The sequence below is a fragment of the Streptomyces sp. CLV115 genome (genome assembly GCF_038448545.1).
Taxonomy (GTDB): Bacteria; Actinomycetota; Actinomycetes; order Streptomycetales; family Streptomycetaceae; genus Streptomyces; species Streptomyces sanglieri.
Genome location: NZ_JBCEWQ010000150.1, coordinates 1 through 21155, shown reverse-complemented (window position 1 = coordinate 21155; position 21155 = coordinate 1). Strand labels below are relative to the sequence as shown.

At 72.5% G+C, this 21155-nt stretch carries 16 protein-coding genes; 7 read left to right on the top strand and 9 right to left on the bottom strand.

Annotated features, from left to right (window positions below):
- Positions 1 to 2179, top strand: a 2179-nt coding sequence (locus tag AADR41_RS34015) for an ATP-binding protein (RefSeq protein ID WP_342285676.1), incomplete at its 5' end; no start/stop codon positions are given.
- A gap of 80 nt (positions 2180 to 2259) precedes the next feature.
- Here the strand turns inward: AADR41_RS34015 and nucS are convergent.
- On the bottom strand, positions 2260 to 2931 hold the full coding sequence (gene nucS, locus AADR41_RS34010) for an endonuclease NucS (protein WP_342285674.1): 672 nt from the start codon (positions 2929 to 2931) through the stop codon (positions 2260 to 2262).
- Between the two features lie 270 nt (positions 2932 to 3201).
- Between nucS and AADR41_RS34005 the strand changes: the two genes are divergently transcribed.
- The gene (locus AADR41_RS34005; protein WP_124716348.1) at positions 3202 to 3594 is read left to right on the top strand and encodes an SCO5389 family protein; all 393 of its coding nucleotides are present in this window, start codon (positions 3202 to 3204) and stop codon (positions 3592 to 3594) included.
- An 80-nt stretch (positions 3595 to 3674) separates the two neighbouring features.
- On the opposite strand, the gene AADR41_RS34000 is transcribed toward AADR41_RS34005, so the two are convergent.
- Positions 3675 to 4718, bottom strand: coding sequence for an LLM class flavin-dependent oxidoreductase (locus AADR41_RS34000; RefSeq protein WP_342285672.1), 1044 nt, complete (start codon positions 4716 to 4718; stop codon positions 3675 to 3677).
- A gap of 211 nt (positions 4719 to 4929) precedes the next feature.
- Between AADR41_RS34000 and AADR41_RS33995 the strand changes: the two genes are divergently transcribed.
- Positions 4930 to 5259: an ATP/GTP-binding protein gene (locus AADR41_RS33995; RefSeq protein ID WP_342285670.1), complete on the top strand. Its 330-nt coding sequence runs from the start codon at positions 4930 to 4932 to the stop codon at positions 5257 to 5259.
- A gap of 15 nt (positions 5260 to 5274) precedes the next feature.
- Here the strand turns inward: AADR41_RS33995 and AADR41_RS33990 are convergent, their stop codons facing one another.
- The 7 genes from AADR41_RS33990 to mce all read right to left on the bottom strand — a co-directional run bounded on the left by AADR41_RS33990 (position 5275) and on the right by mce (position 15006).
- On the bottom strand, positions 5275 to 6138 hold the full coding sequence (locus AADR41_RS33990; RefSeq protein ID WP_342285668.1) for an ABC transporter permease subunit: 864 nt from the start codon (positions 6136 to 6138) through the stop codon (positions 5275 to 5277).
- Positions 6135 to 7256, bottom strand: a complete 1122-nt coding sequence (locus AADR41_RS33985; protein ID WP_342285667.1) for an ABC transporter ATP-binding protein — start codon at positions 7254 to 7256, stop codon at positions 6135 to 6137. Before AADR41_RS33985 ends, AADR41_RS33990 begins: the two co-directional genes overlap by 4 nt.
- A gap of 192 nt (positions 7257 to 7448) precedes the next feature.
- Positions 7449 to 8228 carry an ABC transporter permease subunit gene (locus AADR41_RS33980; RefSeq protein WP_342285665.1) on the bottom strand — a complete coding sequence of 260 codons (780 nt, stop codon included), beginning with the start codon at positions 8226 to 8228 and terminating at the stop codon, positions 7449 to 7451.
- 5 nt (positions 8229 to 8233) lie between these two features.
- Positions 8234 to 9235 (bottom strand): ABC transporter ATP-binding protein, encoded by a 1002-nt coding sequence (locus AADR41_RS33975; RefSeq protein ID WP_342285664.1) that lies wholly within the window; start codon positions 9233 to 9235, stop codon positions 8234 to 8236.
- Between the two features lie 85 nt (positions 9236 to 9320).
- A complete protein-coding gene (locus AADR41_RS33970) occupies positions 9321 to 10259 on the bottom strand; it encodes a cellulose-binding protein (protein ID WP_072486740.1) in 939 nt (312 codons plus the stop codon).
- Positions 10260 to 10443: 184 nt separating this feature from the next.
- Positions 10444 to 14334, bottom strand: a complete 3891-nt coding sequence (scy, locus tag AADR41_RS33965) for a polarized growth protein Scy (protein ID WP_342285663.1) — start codon at positions 14332 to 14334, stop codon at positions 10444 to 10446.
- A 243-nt stretch (positions 14335 to 14577) separates the two neighbouring features.
- The gene (mce, locus tag AADR41_RS33960) at positions 14578 to 15006 is read right to left on the bottom strand and encodes a methylmalonyl-CoA epimerase (RefSeq protein WP_342285662.1); all 429 of its coding nucleotides are present in this window, start codon (positions 15004 to 15006) and stop codon (positions 14578 to 14580) included.
- A gap of 134 nt (positions 15007 to 15140) precedes the next feature.
- Here mce and AADR41_RS33955 point away from each other — a divergent pair, with 134 nt between their 5' ends.
- The 4 genes from AADR41_RS33955 to AADR41_RS33940 form a co-directional block, all read left to right on the top strand.
- Positions 15141 to 16343: an acetyl-CoA C-acetyltransferase gene (locus AADR41_RS33955; RefSeq protein ID WP_124716339.1), complete on the top strand. Its 1203-nt coding sequence runs from the start codon at positions 15141 to 15143 to the stop codon at positions 16341 to 16343.
- Between the two features lie 51 nt (positions 16344 to 16394).
- Positions 16395 to 17354 (top strand): methylmalonyl Co-A mutase-associated GTPase MeaB, encoded by a 960-nt coding sequence (gene meaB, locus AADR41_RS33950; protein WP_342285659.1) that lies wholly within the window; start codon positions 16395 to 16397, stop codon positions 17352 to 17354.
- Between the two features lie 179 nt (positions 17355 to 17533).
- The gene (locus AADR41_RS33945; RefSeq protein ID WP_342285658.1) at positions 17534 to 20014 is read left to right on the top strand and encodes a protein kinase domain-containing protein; all 2481 of its coding nucleotides are present in this window, start codon (positions 17534 to 17536) and stop codon (positions 20012 to 20014) included.
- 28 nt (positions 20015 to 20042) lie between these two features.
- On the top strand, positions 20043 to 21155 hold a 1113-nt coding region (locus AADR41_RS33940; RefSeq protein WP_342285657.1), incomplete at its 3' end, for a serine/threonine-protein kinase.

Here is a 21155-nt window from a genome sequence, read left to right as displayed (position 1 = left end):
GCCCGCCCCCCAACTGCCGCTCCTGGAGCGCGCACAGGAGCGCGAACGGCTGGTGCGCCTGCTGTCCCAGGGCCGCTCGGTGCGGCTCACCGGACCGGCCGGATCCGGCCGTACGGCACTGCTCGACGCCGTCGCGGCCGACTGCGCCGGCCTCGCACCGGACGGAGTCGTACGGCTCAGCGGCTACAAGCGCAACGCCACCGAGCTGCTGTACGGGCTCTTCGAGGCCGTCCACGACGCACCGCTGCACCGCCCCGACCGCACCCGGCTGCTCGACCTGGTCCGGGGCATCGGCGCCGTCGTGCTCCTCGACGACCTGGAGTTCGGCGGGGCCGCGCTGGAGGAGCTGCTCGACGCGACCCCGGAGTGCGCCTTCCTGTTCGCGACCGTTCCGGACGTCGCCGCGCCCACCACCGACTCGCAGCTCGAAGAGGTCTTCCTGGCCGGCCTCGGCCGCGGCGCGGCGGTCGATCTGCTGGAGCGGGCCGTCGAGCGCCCGCTCACCGACGAGGAGGCGAACTGGGCGGGAGACCTCTGGTTCGAGTCCGAGGGGCTGCCGCTGCGCTTCGTCCAGGCCGCCGCCCTGCTGCGCCAGCGCGACCTGCTGCGCACCGACCCCGAGGCGTACGGCGAGTACGGCGACCTGTCCGAGGACGCCCCGTTCGGGCACGACCAGGCCGTCGACGGAGTCCACATACCGCTGCCCAGCCTCGGAGAGGGCGCGGCACCCGCACCGCTGCTCGCCTCCCGGCTGAGCGGGGCCGCCCGCGACACCCTGCGCTTCGCGGTGGCCCTCGGCGGCGAGGTGCCGCACCAGGCCCATCTGCCGGCGCTCGTCGGGGACACCCACGCGGACGCCGCGCTCGGCGAGCTGGCCGGCTGCGGGCTGCTCTCCCCGGCCGGTGCCCGCTACCGGCTCGCCGCCGGAGTCGTCACCCAGCTGGAGGCCGCCGGATACGGCGAGGACGCCACCGAGCGGGCCCGCACCGCCGCCCAGCACTACACCTGGTGGGCAGGGCATCCCTCGGTCACCCCCGAGCGGGTGGCGGCCGAGGGCGACGCCGTCGTCGCGGCGATGGCACAGCTGGTGCCCGGCGACGGGGCGGGGCAGACCAGCGTGGCCGTGCTGCTGGCCCGCAGCGCCACCCCGGCCTTCGCGGCGGGCCTGCACTGGGGGGCCTGGGAGAAGGCGCTGCGGATCGGCCAGGAGGCGGCCAGGATCGCCGGTGAGGTCGCCGAAGAGGCGTACTTCCACCACGAGTTGGGCGTGCTCGCGCTCCTGGCCGGCAATCCGGACCGGGCCAGGGCCGAGCTGGAGACCTCGATCGGCATGCGCGGTGCGCTCGCCGACAAGTCCGGTGCGGTGGCCGGGCGTCGCGCGCTCGCCCTGGTCGCGGACCGCGCCGGCGGCCCGCTGCCCGTCGTCCTCACCCCGCCCGGGGACGAACTGCCCGTCCCGCGCGCCGAGGAGCAGACGACGCCGATCGCCGGCGTGCAGCCGTCCGTGACACAGACCCTTTCGAGGCCGTACCAGGACGCCACCGCGGTGATCTCGCGGCAGAGCGCCCCGGCGGCCGGCCGGAAGGCCGGGGGCGGGCGCTTCTCGGTGCTCGCCGGGGCCCGGCGCAATCTGGTCGCGACGGCCGCGGGCGTACTCCTGACCGGTGTGCTCGGCACGGTGGTCGCACTCGGGCTGACCTCGGGCGACGACGACGTCCAGGGCAACCAGGACGTCACCACCGAGCAGTCGCAGAGCCCGCAGGACGGCGAGGACGAGATCCCGGCCGACAGCCCGGCCGACGGTTCGGCACCGGCCGGCCCGGCATCCGGCAGTGGCTCGGCGACGCCCGGCCCGTCGAGCAGCGCGATCACGCCGAGCGGCAGCGGCACGCCGTCCGCGGACCCGACGGGACCGAGCGACACCCCGTCGTCGGACACCTCGTCCAGCAGCAGGCCGCCGTCGCACGGGCCGACCAAGTCGCCCACCCCGACGAAGTCGACCAAGCCGACCAAGTCCCCGTCCCCGACCGCCACTCCGACGGAGACCGAATCCCCCAGTCCCACGGACACGGCCACCGAGCCCGAGCCGTCCTCGCCCGACACCTCCGACTCGGCGAACGGACCCTCGTCCTCGTTCTCGTCGGCGGCGAGCGCGGACAGCGGCCCGGCCGTCGCCTGAGCCGCCCCTGAACGAACGAACGCCGGACGTGACACGCACGTCCGGCGTCGGAACCGGTGAGGAGTGGGGAAGCGGGCGGGTCAGAACAGCCGGAGCTTGTCGTCCTCGATGCCGCGCATCGCGTCGTAGTCGAGAACGACACAGCCGATGCCGCGGTCCGTCGCCAGCACCCGCGCCTGCGGCTTGATCTCCTGGGCCGCGAAGACGCCCTTCACCGGGGCGAGATGCGGATCGCGGTTGAGCAGTTCCAGATAGCGGGTCAGCTGCTCCACGCCGTCGATGTCGCCGCGCCGCTTCAGCTCCACCGCGACGGTCCCGCCGTCGGCGTCCCGGCACAGGATGTCGACCGGCCCGATGGCGGTGAAGTACTCACGGCGGATCAGGGTGTAGCCCTCGCCGAGGATCTCGATGCGGTCGGCGAGCAGCTCCTGGAGGTGCGCCTCGACGCCGTCCTTGATGAGACCCGGGTCGACCCCGAGCTCGTGGGACGAGTCGTGGAGGATTTCCTCCATCGTGATGATCAGTTTCTCGCCCGCTTTGTTCACCACGGTCCAGACGTCCGCGGTGTCGCCGGTGCCCTCCTTCAGCGTGCAGGGCGGTGACATCCAGTTGAGGGGTTTGTACGCCCTGTCGTCGGCGTGGATCGACACACTCCCGTCCGCCTTCACCAGGATCAGACGGGGAGCGGAGGGCAGGTGGGCCGTGAGCCGGCCGGCGTAGTCCACGGAGCAGCGGGCGATGACGAGACGCATGGTCGGCAACGCTACTCGACGAGGGGTGCTCCACGCGATTCTCCCCCTGCCACTCCCGTCACCCTACTCACGCAGAAGGGGCGCAGTCGGGGCTTGCCCCTCTTTGCGCCCCTTCGTTATTGGCCGGTTGTGTTCCCAATCTCCTGGTGCGGCCCGGACCGCACCCTTACCGTGGAAGCAGGAGGTCGCCGTCTGTGTACGCTGCGTCGCCGTCCTCCTTCCCTGCCCGTAAGGCCCCGGCCCGGCGTCGGGGTCGCGAGAGGAGAACCCATGTCGCTCGACGTCTCACCGGCGCTGTTGGAACAGGCCGAGCGAGGCGAGGTCGACGAAGCCGACTTCGTCGACTGCGTCCGGACCTCCCTGCCCTACGCATGGGAGATGATCAGCTCTCTGGTGGCTCAGCTGAAGGTCGACGGCGGAGAGTTCGCCGACAACCAGACGCCCCCGCCGGACGAGCAGGCACGTGGTCAGCTGCTGCGCGCGCTCGCGAGTGATGCGATCCGCGGCGCACTGCAGCGGCACTTCGGGGTGCGTCTGGCATTTCAGAACTGCCACCGCGTCGCGGTGTTCCCGCTGGACCCGTCGGTCGACGAGCGTCTGGCCCGCTTCACCTCGGTGAGGGGCCAGCTGCTCAACCAGTCGCCCGAACTACGGGACTGCTAAACGCTTGCTGCCGTTCCGGACCGCGATCGATCGGCGCAATTGGTTCCGGAGCGGCAGCCCCCGTACCTTCCTCCTGCCCGTCAGGTGAGCAGCGGGAGCACCTCGGTGCCCAGCCGCGCCACGTTCTCCTCGGTGGCCGCCAGGTCACCCGAACCCTCCACCAGGAGCGCGAAGCGGGTGATGCCCGTCCGCTCGGCGGTGGCGGCGAGCCGGTCGGCGGCGAGCCGGGGCGGGCCCACCGGATGAATGCCGCACAGCAGCTCCGTGTACGCGACCGGATCGCGCATCACCCGGTGCCGGCCGTCGATCGTCACATGGGCGTCCAGCCCCTGCCGCAGCCAGCCCGGCATCGTCTTGACGAGCGTCTCCGTCGCCTCCTCGGGCCGGTCGGCGATCTGGGCCACCCCGGCGGACACGTGCCCGGCCTCGCGGACGCTCTCGGGCGAGCGGCCCGCAGCGAGTGCGGTGGAGCGCCACAGCGCGACCATGTCGGCCTTCTCCTGGTCCCCGCAGTGCATCCCGAGCAGCATCGGCAGGCCGTTCTCCGCGGCGAGCTTCACCGTCTTCGGGGAGGTGCACGCGACGACCACCTCGGGGCCGCCGGGGCTCTCGCCGCCGTCCCGCGCGAGCAGCTCGTCGGCCCGGGGGACCACGGCGACCTCGCGGAAGCCGTACCGCTCGCCACGCCCGGCCACCCGCGGCTCGGCCAGCCAGTCGAGCAGCAGCTCCAGCGATTCCGGGAAGTCCTTCTCGTACGCCTTGAGGCCCCCGCCGAACACCTCCAGATCCACCCAGGGGCCGCCCCGGCCGACGCCGAGCGTGAACCGGCCGCCGCTGGTGAGATGGAGCAGCGCGGCCTGTTCGCCGAGCGCCACCGGATGCTGGGTGGAGAGCACGCTCACCGCGGTGCCCACCCGGATCCTCCGGGTCCGGCCGAGCAGCAGCGCGGCCAGTGTGACGGCGGACGGGCAGACCCCGTACGGCACGAAATGATGCTCTGCCAGCCAGACCGAGTCGAGGCCGGATTCCTCCGCGACCTCGGTGGACCGGATCGCGCGGTGCAGCGCCTCCCCCGGCCCCTGCCCCGGAAACTGGGCTGCCAGTACGAACGTTCCCACACGCATCGCCAATTGCCTCCTTGCGGCCGACGCGGCTCTCCCCTATTGAGCAACAACGTCTGACACGTGCCAAAGGCACGGTCCATTGGCAGGTTGTTGCGATTTTCCGGTAACTCATCCCTCCCGGGACACCGGCCCGCGCGGCGCCGGACGCCCGGGTCGGCCAAATGGCCCTACGCTGGACGGGAACTGCCCAGCCTGCCCCGTGAGGTGTCACGTGTCCCCGCGCCGCAACCGCCCCCGAGGCGGCGAGAGTCCCCACGACAGCACAGCGGAGCCGGGGGCCCGCTACGGCGGCGGGGGACGGGCCGAGGAGTGGCAGGGCGAGCAGTGGTCCGTCCGCCCGGTCAGCGGCGCGAGCGCGGCGGGCAAGCGCTACCGCTGCCCCGGCTGCGACCAGGAGATCCCGTCCGGCGTCCCGCATCTGGTGGCCTGGTCCGAGTACGGCGGCATCGACGACCGCAGGCACTGGCACAAGGCGTGCTGGAACGCGAAGGACCGCCGCACCACACAGGTGCAGCGGTCCAGGAACGCGCCTCGCCACTGAGCCTCTCGGGACGGTTCAGACGTCCCGGCGGTCCAGAGCGGCGAACGCCCCGAGCAGCGCCACGGCCGCGAGGCCGAGCATGATCCACAGCGGGTCCCAGCCCGACGGTCCCGAATCGGCGACCGAGGTGGAGTAGAACGCGCTGAGCTGGTTGGGGATCGAGTACTCGAAGAGCTTCATCCGCAGGTCGGAGAGCGACTCCGCGAACATGAACATGGCCAGCACCAGCGGCAGCAGCACCACACCGATCATGATCGTGATCGCGCCGGCGGAGTGCCGGATGAGAGCGCCGACCGCGAGCGAGAGCAGCCCCAGCGCCGCGGTGTAGAGGCCGACACCGACCGTCGCGCGCAGCCAGTCGCCGCCGGAGGGCGCCGCGCCGCCGATGATCGCCGTCTGCAACACCGCGACCAGCGCGGTCGTCACGGTCGTGATCACGAAGGTGAGCAGGAAGAAGACGATCGCCTTCGCGCTCAGCACCCGGGCCCGGCTGGGACAGGCGGTCAGCGTCGTACGGATCATGCCCGTGCCGTACTCCGACGCGATGGTCATCACACCGAGCGTGATCACGCAGATCGAGCCCAGCAGCACCCCGAAGAATCCGAAGCTGAGCACCGGCGTCGAGTCGAGACCGGCCCCGGAGGCCCTGACGGCGATCGCGGCGAGCAGCCCGATGCCGAGCAGCAGCACGATCATCACGCCGAGCGTCCACATCGTGGAGCGCACCGAGCGGATCTTGGTCCACTCGGAGGCGATCGCGTCGCCGAGGGTGGCCCGGCGCATCGGGATCGGCGAGGTGTACGGACCGGCCGGAGCGGCCGGCGGGCTCTGCTGCGGGGCCTGCTGCTGCGGCGCCTGCGGGGTCGGCGGCGTTGTCATCGGGCGTCCTCGCTGGATTCGCGCTTGGTCAGGTCCGGGGCGGCGGCGGGGGCCGGCTCGGCCGGGGGGCCCGCGTACGGGTTCTGTCCGGGCGGCGGCGGGGCGTACCAGTTCTGCTGAGGCATCTCCGGCGGCTGCTGCGCGTACCCGTGCTGCGCGTACGCGTCGGGCGACGGCTGCTGCAGCCCCGCCTTCTGGTCCGTCGTCGAGCGGTAGTCCACGACGCCCTGGGTCATCCGCATGTACGCCTCCTCCAGCGAGGCCTGGTGCGGCGAGAGCTCCCACAGCCGGACGTCCGCCTCGTGCGCCACGTCGCTGATCCGCGGCAGCGGCAGCCCGGTGACCCGCAGCGCCCCGCCCGGCTCGGACATGACCTGTCCGCCGGCCTCGGTGAGGGAGGCGGTCAGCTTCTCCCGCCGCTCCGCGGGACCGTCCGCGACCCGCACCCGGGCGAAGTCGGCCGAGTTGGCCGAGATGAAGTCCTTGACGCTCATGTCGGAGAGCAGCTGGCCCCGGCCGATCACGATCAGATGGTCGGCGGTGAGCGCCATCTCGCTCATCAGGTGGCTGGAGACGAAGACCGTACGCCCCTCGGACGCCAGCATCTTCATCAGATTGCGGACCCAGAGGATGCCCTCGGGGTCCAGGCCGTTGACCGGTTCGTCGAAGAGCAGCACCTGCGGGTCGCCGAGCAGCGCCGCCGCGATGCCGAGCCGCTGCCCCATGCCGAGCGAGAAGCCCTTGGACCGCTTGCGAGCGACGTCCTGGAGGCCGACGACCCCGAGCACCTCGTCGACCCGGGCGGCCGGGATGCCGGCGAGCTGGGCCAGCGAGAGGAGGTGGTTACGGGCGCTGCGCCCGCCGTGCACCGCCTTCGCGTCCAGCAGCGCGCCGACCTGACGCGGTGCGTTCGGCAGGCTGCGGAAGGGGTGGCCGCCGATCGTCACATGGCCGGACGTCGGCTGGTCCAGGCCCAGGATCATGCGCATGGTGGTGGACTTGCCCGACCCGTTGGGACCGAGGAATCCGGTGACGGCGCCCGGCCGCACCTGGAAGGAAAGGTTGTGCACGGCCGTCTTCGCGCCGTAGCGCTTGGTCAGGCCGACTGCCTCGATCATGCTCCAGCCCCATCGACTCACATCTGTCGTCGGGGCCCAGGCCATGTGGCCGCACGCCCCCGTAAGAGTTAGGAGGATATCCAGGCATTGACGGTTCCGGCCAAGCCGTTGTGTCGTGCGTCGCTTCGGGGCGGAGCGGAGGCGAGGCTTCCGGGCTGCTCGGAACGGCGCGCGGTGCTGCCCGGCGAGCGGTCAGGCGTCGCGCCTCTTCAGTACGACATAGCCGCCGATCAGCGCGGCCGCCACCCAGGCGACCAGAATCCCGAGCCCTCCCCACGGCCCGTACGGGGCCGGATTGCTGTTCATCGCGTCGGGGACCACCTGCATGATCTTGGAGCCGGCCTGGTCGGGGAAGTAGCGCGCGACCTTCTTCGCCCCCGGCACCGCCGACAGGATCTGGGAGACCAGGAAGAAGAACGGCATCAGGATGCCGAGCGACAGCATGGAGCTGCGCAGCATCGTCGCCACGCCCATCGAGAAGATCCCGATCAGCCCCATGTAGAGGCCGCCGCCCACGACCGCGCGCAGCACGTTCTCCGCGCCGATGTCCGTGTGGTGGTCGCCGAGCAGGGCCTGCCCGAGGAAGAACGAGACGAAGCTGGTCGCGAGGCCGACCACCAGGGCCAGCACCCCGGCCACCGCGATCTTGCTGAACAGGAACGAACCACGCTGGGGCACCGCCGCCAGCGAGGTGCGGATCATCCCGGAGCTGTACTCCGTACCGATCACCAGCACACCGAAGACGACCATGGCCAGCTGACCGAGGACCATGCCGGAGAAGCTGATCAGGGTCGGGTCGAAGGTGGCCCGCTCCGCCACCGGGAGGTCGTCGAACTGGGAGTTCATCAGGGCGCAGAGCGCCGCACTCATCGCGACGGTGACGACGAACGCGGAGATCAGCGTCCAGACGGTCGAGGAGACCGTACGGATCTTGGTCCACTCGGAGGTCAGGACCGCGGGTACCGATGCCATCGTCGTCACACCTCCTTGCCGCTGCCGGCGGCGGGGCCACCGGACTGCTGGTTCCACTGTTCGCCCCACTGCGGACCCGTCGGCGGTGGCGCCGGGGCATGGTCCGCGTGCGCGTGGTACTCCACGGAGTCCGCCGTCATCTGCATGAACGCCTCCTCCAGGGAGGCCCGCTGGGCACTCAGCTCGTGCAGCACGATCTGGTGCTGCGCGGCGAGCTCGCCCAGCGCCTCGGTCGTCGCGCCGTCGATCTCCAGCGTGCCGCCCCCGGTCTCGACCACGATCAGCCCCGCCTCGTGCAGCACGTCGCGCAGCCGCTCCTGCTGCGGCGAGCGCAGCCGTACGTAGCTGCGGGAGTTCTGGTGGATGAAGTCGGCCATCGACGTGTCGGCGAGCAGCCGGCCCTGACCGATCACGATCAAGTGGTCGGCGGTGAGGGCCATCTCGCTCATCAGGTGCGAGGAGACGAAGATCGTCCGGCCTTCCGAGGCGAGCGTCTTCATCAGATTGCGGATCCAGTGGATGCCCTCGGGGTCCAGGCCGTTGACCGGTTCGTCGAAGAGCAGCACCTGCGGGTCGCCGAGCAGTGCCGCCGCGATGCCGAGCCGCTGGCCCATGCCGAGCGAGAAGCCCTTGGACTTCTTCTTCGCCACCGCGGTCAGCCCGACGGTGTCCAGCACCTCGGCGACCCGGCTCTCCGGGATGCGGTTGCTCTGCGCGAGACAGAGCAGATTGTTGTACGCGCTGCGTCCGCCGTGCATCGACTTGGCGTCCAGCAGCGCACCGATGTACTTCAGCGGCTCTTCCAGCTCGCGGTAGTGCTTGCCGTCGATGCGCACCGAACCGCTGGTCGGGTTGTCGAGATCGAGCATCATCCGCATCGTCGTGGACTTGCCCGCCCCGTTGGGCCCCAGAAAACCCGTCACCATTCCGGGTCTGACCCGGAAGGAGAGCCGGTCGACGGCAACCTTGTTGCCGAAGCGCTTGGTGAGGCCATCGAGCTCGATCATGCGTTCACGCTAGAACGGCCGCGCGCCCGGCGCCACCACAAGGGCGGAACCGGGCGCGCAAGGGGTACGGCTGACGTACTCGGGGTCAGCGACCCTGCTGAGCCGGAACACCACGGGTGACCGGCTCGTCGTCGGCGGGGGTGCCGGCGGCGGCGACCGCGGCACCGGTCAGCGTGGCCAGCATCTCGCGGACGTTGGTCAGCTGGGCGTTGATCGAGTCGCGGCGGTTGGTGAGCGCCGCCAGCTCGCGCTCCGATTCGCTGCGGATCCGGTCGGCCTTGGCGTTCGCGTCGGCCACGATGTCCTCGGACTGGCGCTGCGCGGTCTCCACCGTCTGACGGGCCCGGCGCTCGGCGTCCGTACGGAGCTTCTCGGCCTCCAGGCGGAGCTGCTCGGCGCGGTGCTCGATCTCGGCGAGACGCTTCTCGGCCTTGGCCTGACGGGACGCGAGGTCGCGCTCCGACTGGTCGCGGCGCTTGGCCAGGTTGGTCTCGAAGTCCGCGGCGGCCTGGGCGGCCTTGGCGCGGGTCTCCTCGAAGAGGGCATCCGCCTCCTCGCGCTTCTGCGCGGCGTCCTTCTGGGCCTCCGTACGCAGCGAGCCGGCCTCACCCTTGGCCTTCTCGACGATCCGGACGCCCTCGTCCTCGGCCTTCGCCTTGCGCTCGGCGGCGAACGTCTCGGCGTCGTTGCGCACCTGCTGGGCGGCCGACTCGGCGAGCTCGCGGTGCTGCTCGGCGGCGCGACGGGCCTCCTCGCGCAGGTCCTTCGCCTCCTCCTCGGCCAGCCGCAGGATCTTCTCCACACGGGCGCCGAGTCCGGCGTACGACGGCTCCGCGTCGTTCACCTGGGCCTGGGCGTTCTGCGTTTCGAGGTGGAGCTCCTCGATGCGCTTTTCCAGAGACGTGATGCGGGTGAGAGCACTATCACGGTCGGCGACGAGCTTGGTAATGCGGTCATCCACCTGACCGCGGTCGTATCCACGTCGCACGAGCTCGAAGCCGAAGGGGGAGGAAGGGTCGCTCATGGGGTTCCTGTCGAATGAGACCGGTGAGGTGTTAGAGGGAATCCTAGGGGCCGGGACGGCGTGTCATCGAGCGGATGCCCGTTTGATCTGGAGAATGACACCTCTTTTGAGTGGCTGAGCCCCGCAACCCTTGCTACTCGGAGGGTTGAACGTTCCTGACAGAGCATGGGAAATGGCAAGACGACTACCCCTCGGACGACTTGCCACTCGATCGAGTGCCTGCTGAGGCGCCGGCCTTGACGCCGCCGGCGGAACCGCCCGAGCCCTTGCCGCCGCCGGGCGTCTCGAAGGACTCCAACGCCTCCAACACGTCCTGGACGCGCGAGATCTCGGTGTTGATGTCCTCGCGCCGGCGCACCAGCAGATCGAGCTCGCGCTTGCCGTCGTCGACCGTACGCTTCGCCTCGACCTCGGCGTCGGCGCGCAGTTTCTCGGCCTCGCGGACCAGCGTGGCCTTCTTCTGCTCGGCCTCCTTCAGCAGCGACTCGGCCCGCTTCACCGCGGCGATCCGGACCTTGCTCGCCTCCGAATTGGCGTCCGCCAGCAGCTCCTTGGCCTTGGCCGCCGCCTCGTCGCGCTGCTCCGTCGCCGCCTTCATCAGGTTGTCGACGCGCTCGCCCGCCGTCTTCATCTGCTCGGACGTCTCCCGCCGGGCGCGGTCGTGCAGTTCCTCGATCTCGCCCTCGATCCGGGCCCGCAGCTCCTCGGCCCGCTCCCGGATCGCCGTGGCGTCCCGGCGCGCGCCGACCAGCAGTTCGTCCGCGTCCGTACGGGCGCGCTCCACCAGGGAGTTGCCCTCGACCGTCGCCTCCGAGGTGATCCGCACGGCCTCCTTGCGGGCCGCGCCGACCATCGTGTCGGCCTGCTTCTCGGCCTCGGTGGCGGCGCGCAACGCCTCCTCCTGGGCCTTGTTGACGAGCTGATCGGCCTGCTCCGCGGCATCGGTCCGGCGCTTCGCCGCGGCCTCCCGGGCCTCGTCGAGCAGCCGGTCCGCCTCCTGGCGGGCCTCCGTGCGCATCTGCTCGGCCGCCGACTCCGCCTCGGCGCGCAGCCGTTCGGACTCCTCGCGGGTGCGGGCCGCGTGCTCCTGCGCCGAGCCGACGGTGGCCGCCGCCTCCGCCCGCAGCCGCTCGGCCTCGCCCGCGGCCTCGTCGGCCAGCCGGTCCGCCTGCTGCTTCGCGTCGTCGACCAGCGCGGTGGCCCGCTGCGTCGCCTCCTCCACCAGTCCGGTGGCCTGCTGCGTCGCCTCTTCCACGAGCCCGGTGGCCCGCTGCGTCGACTCCGTACCGATCCGCTCGGCCTCGCTCGTCGCCTCGCCCACCAGCCGGTCGGCCTGGGTCGCGGCGTCGGAACGCATCCGGTTGGCGTCCTCGCGGGCCTCCGCGCGGCTGCGCGAGGCGTCCTGCTCGGCCGAGGCCAGTGCGTCGGAGGCCTCGGTGCGCATCCGCTGGCTGTACTCGGCGGTGTCCGCCCGCAGCCGCTCCGACTCGGCGATCGCGTCCGCGACGGTCCGCTCGGCCATCGCCTTCGCGGCCTCGGACTCCTCCTGCGCCTCCCGGCGGATCCGGGACGCGTCCTCGCCGGCCCGTTCCCGCTCGGCGTGCGCGTCGGTGCGGACCCGGTCCGCCTCCTCCTGCGCCTCGGACTTCGTCCGCTCCGCGACGTGCTCGGCGGTCGAGCGCAGCCCGGCGATCTCCGCCTCGGCCTGCTCCTGCAGCCCGCTGACCGAATCCCGCACCTGCTGGGCGGTCTGCTCGGCCGCGGAGACCAGCTCGGTCGCCCGGCTGTCCGCCTCCTCGACCAGCCGCTGGGCCTCGGCCTGCGCCTGCTCGACCCGCTTGCGGGCGGAGGCGAGCAGCTCCTCGCTCTGCTCGCGGGCCCGCTCCCGCTCCTGGTTCGCCTCGGCGCGCGCCGAGGCGAGGGTCTCCTCGGCCTCCCGGCGGCGCCGGTTCGCCTCCTCCTGGGCGGCGGCCAGCGCCTCGGCGGCCTCCGTGCCGACCCGCTCCGCGGCGGCGGCGGCCTCGGACCGCACCCGGTCGGCGCTCTCCTGCGCCTCGGACTTGAGCCGCTCCGCCTCGGCGGCGGCCTCGGACCGCAGCCGCACGGCGACGGACTCGCCCTCCGCACGGGCCTGCGAGGCGTCCGCCGCGGCCTCGTCGCGCAGCCGCTCCGCCTCGGTCTCCGCCTGCTCCCGCAGCGCCCGGATCCGTTCGGCGGCCTCCGCGCGCAGCCGCTCGGACTCCTCGTTCGTCTCGCGCCGCAGGCTCTCCGCCTCGGCGCGCGCGTCGCCCAGCGCCTGTTCGGCGTCGGCGACCCGGGTCTCGGCCTCGGTGTGCAGCCGGGTCAGCTCCTCGGCCGCCTCCGCCTGCCGGGCCGCGACCGCGCGCTCGGTCTCCTCACGCAGCTCCGCCGCGGCCTGCTCGGCCGCGGTGGCGGTCGAGGACGCCTGCTCCTCGGACTCGGTACGCAGCTGCTCGGCCTCGGCGCGGGCCCGCTCCAGGGCCTCCTCGGCCTGCTTGCGCAGCGCGCCGGCCCGCTCGGCCGCCTCGCTGCGGACCCGCTCGCTCTCGGTGCCCGCGGTGGACCGCAGCTCCTCCGCGTCGGCCTTCGCCTTGGCCAGCAGCTCCTCGGCGGTCTTCGCGCCCTCCTCGATCTGCTGGACCGCCTCGCGGCGGGCCTCGCCGCGGATCCGCTCGCCCTCGGCGACCGCCTCGGAGCGCAGCTGCTCGGCCTCGCCCCGCAGCCTGCGGGCCTCCTCCTGGAGCTCGACCGTCTTGGCCCGGTACTCCTTGGTGTCGTCCTTGGCCGCGCCCTTGAGCTGGTCGGCCTGCTCGGCGGCCTCGCCGCGCAGCCGGTCCGCCTCGGCCTCCGCCTCACGGCGGATCCGGTCGGCCTCCTCGCTCGCCGCCCGGGTGGTGGACCTGGCGTCCTCGGACGCCTTGGTCAGTACCTCCTCGGCGCTCCTGGCGGCCTTGGCGAGCTGGGCCGCGGCGTCCTCGGCGGCGGCCGTGCGGGCCTTCTCGGCCGCCTCGGACTTCAGCCGGTCCGCCTCGGCGCGGGCGTCGGCGAGCGCCTGCTCGGCCTCCGCCTTGAGTGTCTCGGCGTCCTTGGTGGCCTCGCCGACCAGCCGGGCGATCTCCGACTTCGCGGTCCGGGTGCGCTGCTCGTTCTGCGACTCGGCGGCGGCCAGCCGCTTGACCGCGGCCTCCTTCGCCTCGCCGGTGACCTTCTCGGCCTCCAGCCGGGCCTCGCGCAGCTGGGTCTCGGCCTCCTGCATGCGCTGCTCGGCGGCCCGGTTCAGCTCGGCGGTCTGCTGCCTGGCCTGCTCGGTCTCGGCCGACGTCGACGTACGCAGCTGCTCGGCGTGGCTGGTGGCCTCCTGCGCCTGGCCGGCGGCGGCGTCCAGCAGCCGCTCGGCGTCCTTGCGGGCGCGCAGCAGGATCGCCTCGGCCTCGGCCCGGGCGGTCTCCGACTCGGAGGTGACCCGCCGGCGGGTCTCCTCCGCCAGCCGGCCCGCCTCCGCGCGCGCGGCGGACAGGGACTGCTCGGCCTCGGCCCGGGACTCCTCCAGCAGCCGTCGGGCCTGGGACTCCGTACGGGCCCGGAGCTGCTCGGCCCAGGCGACGTTCTCGTTGACGTGGGACTCGACGGTCTGGCGGCGCTCCGCCAGCTCCTGGTCGAGCCGCTGGCGCCGCTGCACCGCCTCGTTGTGCAGCTCGGCCTGGAGCCTCGCCTGGTGCTCGGCGTGCTCCTGGAGGATCCGCTGCGTCTGGGCACGGGCGTCGCGGAGCTCCCGCTCGGCGTCGGTCCGCAGCTGGTCCGCCTGGATCTGGGCGTTGCGGAGCAACTGGTCGGCCTGATAGCCGATGTCCGCGCTGTCGTACGCGGGACGGGTCGCGAGATTGCGCCGGGCCTCGTGCAGCTTGGCGCGCAAGACCTCGACCTGGTATCCGAGGTCCTCGGCGTGCTGGACGGCCTTCTCCCGGTCGGTCTTCAGCCGGTCCATCTCGGCTTCGAACCGCGAGAGATGGTCGTCGTCAGCTCGGTGGCTCTCCTGGCGTTCGTAGCCCCGCACTGCGCGGTCCCATCCTTCCCCGAGCTCTCAACTTCTTCCCCAAACTCTCAACTTCGTTCGAGCAGGGGATGCCCCACTGAGCAGGGGAGGCCCCAACCCTGGTCGCAAGTCTCCAACGAGTACCGTTCACCGGTGAACGGTCCCCCCGGGGAATGGTGACAGATCAACGGCTGGGGACGCGCCGCGGCCCCGACCCGGCCCCGGCCCGGAATCGCCCACTCTACCGGGCCGGGTATGCGGAGGTCAGTGCTCCGCTGCGGACGTGACCAGTTCGGTGAGGACTCCGTGGCAGTCCTTGGGATGCAGGAAGGTGATCCGGGACCCCATCGAACCCGTCCGGGGCTCCTCGTACAGCACCCTGACGCCCTTCTCCCGGATGTCCGCGGAATCCGCGTCGACGTCCGCGGTGCCGAAGGCGATGTGGTGGACGCCCTCCCCGTTCTTGGCCAGCCACTTGCCCACCGCCGAGTCCTCCCGGGTCGGCTCCAGGAGCTGGAGGTAGGAGGCGCCGCCGTCGGACGTATCGTTGATCTTGAGCATGGCCTCCCGTACGCCCTGCTCCTCGTTGATCTCGGAGTGGTACACCTCGAACCCGTAGGTCGAGCGGTAGAACTCGACTGTCCTGTCGAGGTCGAAACAGGCGATCCCGATGTGGTCGATTCGCGTCAGCATGGAACCAGTGCAGCGCCACACGGATGGTTACGCAACGTGCGCGCCGTCACACCCGCTGCCGGATGACTGGCGAGGTACCGCTCAGTACATTCAAGTAAACCCTCGTTCACTCCTCATCCCAAGGGGCGCCCCTCATGTCTGGAACGACCGGTACCACCTCAGTGATCGTCGCGGGCGCGCGTACGCCCATGGGCCGCCTCCTCGGCTCGCTGAAGAGCTTCTCCGGCTCCGACCTCGGCGGCTTCGCCATCAAGGCCGCGCTGGACCGGGCCGGCATCGGCGGCGACCAGGTCGAGTACGTGATCATGGGCCAGGTGCTCCAGGCCGGCGCGGGCCAGATCCCGGCCCGTCAGGCCGCCGTCAAGGCGGGCATCCCGATGAACGTTCCCGCGCTCACCGTGAACAAGGTGTGTCTGTCCGGGCTCGACGCGATCGCGCTGGCCGACCAGCTGATCCGCGCGGGTGAGTTCGACGTGGTCGTGGCCGGCGGCCAGGAGTCCATGACCAACGCCCCGCACCTGCTCCCCAAGTCCCGCGAGGGTCACAAGTACGGCGCGATCGAGATGCTCGATTCCATGGCGTACGACGGTCTGACCGACGCCTACGAGAACATCCCGATGGGCGAGTCCACCGAGAAGCACAACACCCGCCTCGGCCTGAGCCGCGCCGACCAGGACGAGATCGGCGCCCTCTCGCACCAGCGCGCCGCCGCCGCCCAGAAGAACGGCCTCTTCGAGGCCGAGATCACCCCGGTCGAGATCCCGCAGCGCAAGGGCGACCCGGTCCTCTTCGCCAAGGACGAGGGCATCCGCCCCGAGACCACCGTGGAGTCGCTCGGCAAGCTGCGCCCCGCGTTCGCCAAGGACGGCACGATCACCGCGGGCACCTCCTCGCAGATCTCCGACGGCGCCGCCGCGGTCGTCGTCATGAGCAAGGCCAAGGCCGAGGAGCTGGGCCTGGACTGGATCGCCGAGATCGGCGCCCACGGCAATGTGGCGGGCCCGGACAACTCGCTCCAGTCGCAGCCGTCCAACGCCATCAAGCACGCCCTCAAGAAGGAGGGCCTGGAGGCCGGCGACCTCGACCTGATCGAGATCAACGAGGCGTTCGCCGCCGTCGCCGTCCAGTCGATGAAGGACCTCGGCGTCACCCCGGACAAGGTCAACGTCAACGGCGGCGCCATCGCGCTCGGCCACCCCATCGGCATGTCCGGCGCCCGCGTGGTGCTGCACCTGGCGCTGGAGCTGAAGCGGCGCGGCGGCGGTACCGGCGCGGCGGCGCTGTGCGGCGGCGGCGGTCAGGGCGACGCGCTGATCATCCGCGTTCCGGGCAAGTAAGCAGGCAGTACGCGGTACACGTAGAGCACGCAGCGAGTGAACGGAGCGGTGATGGTGGACGTCCCCACCCTGGTCGAGCAGGCACGTGCGGGCCGGCCGCGGGCCGTGGCCCGGCTGATCTCACTGGTGGAGGGGGCGTCGCCGCAGCTGCGCGAGGTGATGGCGGCCCTCGCGCCGCTGACCGGCAACGCGTACGTCGTCGGCCTCACCGGCTCGCCCGGTGTCGGCAAGTCGACATCGACGTCGGCGCTCGTCTCGGCGTACCGGCGGGCCGGCAAGCGGGTCGGGGTGCTGGCCGTCGACCCGTCCTCGCCGTTCTCCGGCGGGGCGCTCCTGGGCGACCGGGTCCGGATGTCGGAGCACGCCTCCGACCCGGGCGTCTACATCCGCTCCATGGCCACCCGCGGCCATCTGGGCGGCCTCGCCTGGTCGGCACCGCAGGCGATCCGGGTGCTGGACGCGGCGGGCTGCGACGTGATCCTGGTGGAGACGGTCGGCGTCGGCCAGTCGGAGGTGGAGATCGCCTCCCAGGCCGACACCTCCGTCGTCCTGCTGGCACCCGGCATGGGCGACGGCATCCAGGCGGCGAAGGCCGGAATCCTGGAGATCGGTGACGTGTATGTGGTCAACAAGGCCGACCGGGACGGCGCGGACGCCACCGCGCGCGAGCTCAACCACATGCTGGGCCTCGGCGAGGCGAGGGGCCCCGGCGACTGGCGGCCGCCGATCGTGAAGACGGTCGCCGCCCGGGGCGAGGGCATCGACGAGGTGGTCGAGGCGCTGGAGAAGCACCGGGCGTGGATGGAGGAGCACGGCGTGCTCGCCGAGCGGCGCACGGCCCGCGCGGCCCGCGAGGTCGAGACCATCGCCGTCACCCGGCTGCGCGAGCGCATCGGTGACCTGCACGGCGACCGCCACCTCGGCGCGCTCGCCGAACGCATCGTGGCCGGCGGCCTCGACCCGTACGCGGCGGCCGACGAGCTGGTGGCGGGGCTCACCGGCGGGGCCTGATCCGACGGTTCGGCCGGGCGGGACCGGGGCGGCGTGCGGGCCGCTCCCGGTCCCGCCCGTGTGTCCGCCCCGGTCGTCCCGCCGGACGCTGCCGCGGATGACGTGTCCGTGGCAGGATTACCGCCGGAACGGGCACGGGGTGCCCGTCGATCCATGCGTGGCGACGGGGGGAGTGGCGCATGCTGGGACCGCTGCGGGAGGACTCGCCGAGACGGATCGGACCGTACGGGATACGGGCCCGGCTCGGCGCGGGCGGAATGGGAGAGGTCTTCCTCGGTGTCCACGACGGCGGCGGCGACCCGGTCGCCGTCAAGACCGTCCGCCGCGACGTGGCCAAGGACCCCGGCTTCCGCAGCCGCTTCCGCCGCGAGATCACCGTCGCCCGGTCCGTCGCCGGACCCCATCTCGCCCCGCTGCTCGACGGGGACGCCGACGCCGAAGTGCCCTGGCTCGCCACCGGATACGTGGCCGGGCCGACTCTCTCGGCCGCGGTCCGCCGGGCGGGCGCGATGGACGAGGCCGAGGTACGGATGCTCGGCGCCGGACTCGCCCGCGCCCTGGCGGCCGTCCACGCGGCCGGGATCGTCCACCGCGACGTGAAGCCCGGCAACGTGATGCTCGCGGCGGACGGTCCCCGCCTGATCGACTTCGGTATCGCCCGCGACTCCGGCGCGACCCCGCTCACCACCACCAGCCGTATGGTCGGCAGCCCCGCCTTCATGTCCCCGGAACACGTGGCGGGCAGCGGACGCGTCGTGCCCGCCTCGGACACCTTCTGCCTCGCCTCCCTGCTCTGTTACGCCGTCACCGGACGCGACCCCTTCGGCGACGGCCCGGTCGCCGCGGTGCTCTACCGGGTCAAGTACGTCGAGGCCGACCTCGACGACGTACCGGACGCGCTGCGGACCGTACTGGACCGCTGCCTGGTGGCGGACCCGGCCGCCCGCCCGTCCGCCGCCGAACTCGCCGAGCTGCTCGACCCCGGCGCGGCCGGGCGGTGGCCGGACGCGGTGGCGCAGCACATCGCCGAGCACGAGCGCGAACTGGCCCGGGTCGTCGCGCTGGGCGCCCCGCTGCTGCCGGGATACACCCCGACGGAGGTGGCCGCCGGCAGCCGGCCCGGGCTCCATCAGCTGCCCACCCAGGGAACCGACTTCACCCCGGGTCTGCACATCGCCCCCACCCAGGGGCCCGGCCTCGCCGCACCCCCGCGCCGCTCCCGGCGCGCCCTGGCCGTCTCCCTGGCCGCGCTGATCGTGCTGGGCGCGGCGACGGGCGGGATCCTGGCCTGGCGCAACAAGGGCGGCACGCCCGGAGGGACCGCGCGAGGTGGCGGTTCGCCCGCCGTCCGCATCGTGGCGGGAGTGGACGAGAACGGGGGACCGGATGCCTCGGGCACGGTTCCGTACGGTCGCGACGTCCGGCCCGCGGGGTGGAAGAAGTCCTGGAAGGGGAAGTTCACGGGGGCGCCGATCGGCTGTTCGGCGGGCCGGGACGTGGTGGTCTGCCGGAAGGTGGACGGTACGTACGAGGCGTTGTCGGCGGCGGACGGGCACCGGATGTGGACGTTCGACTCCGGAGAGACCGGACGGAGCGCGGGCTACGGGCCCCGCAATCAGTTCTTCATGCCGGCCGGTGCCACCCGCCCCGTCGTGTACGACGACACGGTCCTCCTTGCTGTGGGTGACCGGCTGCAGTCGCTGGACGCCAGGACCGGCAAGGTCCGCTGGGAGACCCGGTCGGGCGGCGCGCACAATCTGGACAGCGCGCCGGTCGTCGCCGACGGCCTGGTCCTCGCCGCCACCACAGCGGCTCCCGAGGGAGCGGAGCTTGCCGCGTACGACCTGGGGACCGGCGTCGAGAAGTGGCGCGAGCAACTGGCTCCGCCGGACATCTCCAACGCTCAGAAGGGCAACTTCTGGCCGGTCGCCACCGACGGCAAGGTGGTGTACGCCGTCGGCGAGGACGCACCCAGGGCGTTCCGGCTGAAGGACGGCAAGGCGCTGGGAACGGCCGGCGGTGAGGCCGTCCAGGGAGCCGGTGACGGGACGAACTCGGGGTGCGGATCGCTCCGGGTGCGAGGGGCTTTCGCCTTCTGCACGACCTACGTCATCAACGACGATCCTTCCGGCTTCGGCAAGGACATGGTTGTGCTGCGGCTCGCGGCGGGGACGCTCCGGACGCAGGGCCGGGTGCCGGTCGACTCGTCGCTCGTAGCCGGGGCGACGCTCACCGCGCTCGACGACCGGGTGATCACGATCCGCCGGGGCGACGAGTACGCCGAGAGCGTGCCCGACGAGGTCGTCGTCGTGAGCCGTGACAGCGGCCGGCGGCTCGGTCGGTTCCCGATCGGAGGGAAGGCGGCACAAGGCATGAGCAATCCGGTCTCCAACCCCATGATCGACGCGGACACGGTGGTCTGGGCGGACAGCACGACGCTGTACACGGTTGCGATGCGCCCCGACGGCAGCCTGGGACCACTCGTCAGGACCCGGATCCCCGGCGCCCCGGGCCCGACCAGGACACCGACCTACGACTCCGTCACCAACGGCATCGATCTGGAGCAGGAGCTGCTCGATCCGCAGGTGCTGCCGGTCGGCGGCGTCGTCCATGTCGTGTACGACGACGGCACCACGGTCTCCGTACCGCTGCCCGGATGAACGACGAACCGCTTGGGGGGACCACACAGTGATCGAGCCGCTTCCGCCCGGCCGCGCCCGGCTGATCGGCCCCTACCAACTGCTCGGACTGATCGGCGCGGGCGGCATGGGCGAGGTGTATCTGGCCCGGCCCGCCGGTGCGCCGGATCCGCTCGCCGGGCTGGTCGCGCTGAAGACCGTGCGCGCCGATCTCGACCTCGACGACGGCTTCCGGATCCGCTTCCGGCGCGAGATCGACGCGGCGGGCGCCGTGCGCAGCCGGCACACCGCGTCCCTCGTAGGCGGCGACGCGGGCGGCCGGCTGCCCTGGCTGGCGACCGAGTACGTCCCCGGCCCCTCGCTCGCCGAGGCGGTGATCCGGGGCGGGCCGATGCCCGAAGCCGTGGTGCGCGAGATGGGCGCCGGTCTGGCCCACGCGCTCGCCGACATGCACGCCGTGCGCGTACTCCACCGCGACCTCAAGCCCGGCAACGTGCTGCTCGGTGCCGACGGTCCGAAGGTGATCGACTTCGGGATCGCCCAGGCATTCGACGCCACCCAGCTCACCCGCACCGGGGTCGTGGTGGGCAGCCCCGGCTACATCTCGCCGGAGCACGTCAACGGCTCACGGGCGCTGGTACCGGCGTCGGACGTCTTCTGCCTCGGTGCGGTGCTCGCCTTCGCGGCGACCGGTCGGGGCCCGTTCGACGACTCAGACATGGCTGCCGTGATCTTCCGGATCGCCCAGGGCGAGGCCGAACTCTCCGGTGTGCCCCCGCAGTTGCGCGTCGTGATCGAGGAGTGCCTGCGCAGCGACGCCGGGGCCCGGCCGACGCCCGGGCAGTTGGCCGAGATGTTGGTGCCGGGCCGGGCGACGCCAGGAGCCTTCCCCTGGACGGAAACGGTACGGGGGCAGCTCGCCGCGCACGCGGCGGCGGCGCGTGCCGCAGCGGAGGCGGCGGCCCCGGCCGCCGTCGCACCGCCCGCCCCGTCCGGTGCCCCGCGCCCCGGCGGGCCCGCCCTCGCCCCGACGCCGGTCGTGCCGGTGGCCGTACCGGGTGAGCGGCAGGGCAGCAAGGGCCTGCGGATCGCGTTGGCGGCAGTGGCCACGGCGGTGTGCGTGGCGCTGGGGGCGGTGCTGCTGCCGGGGCTCTTCGAGGGG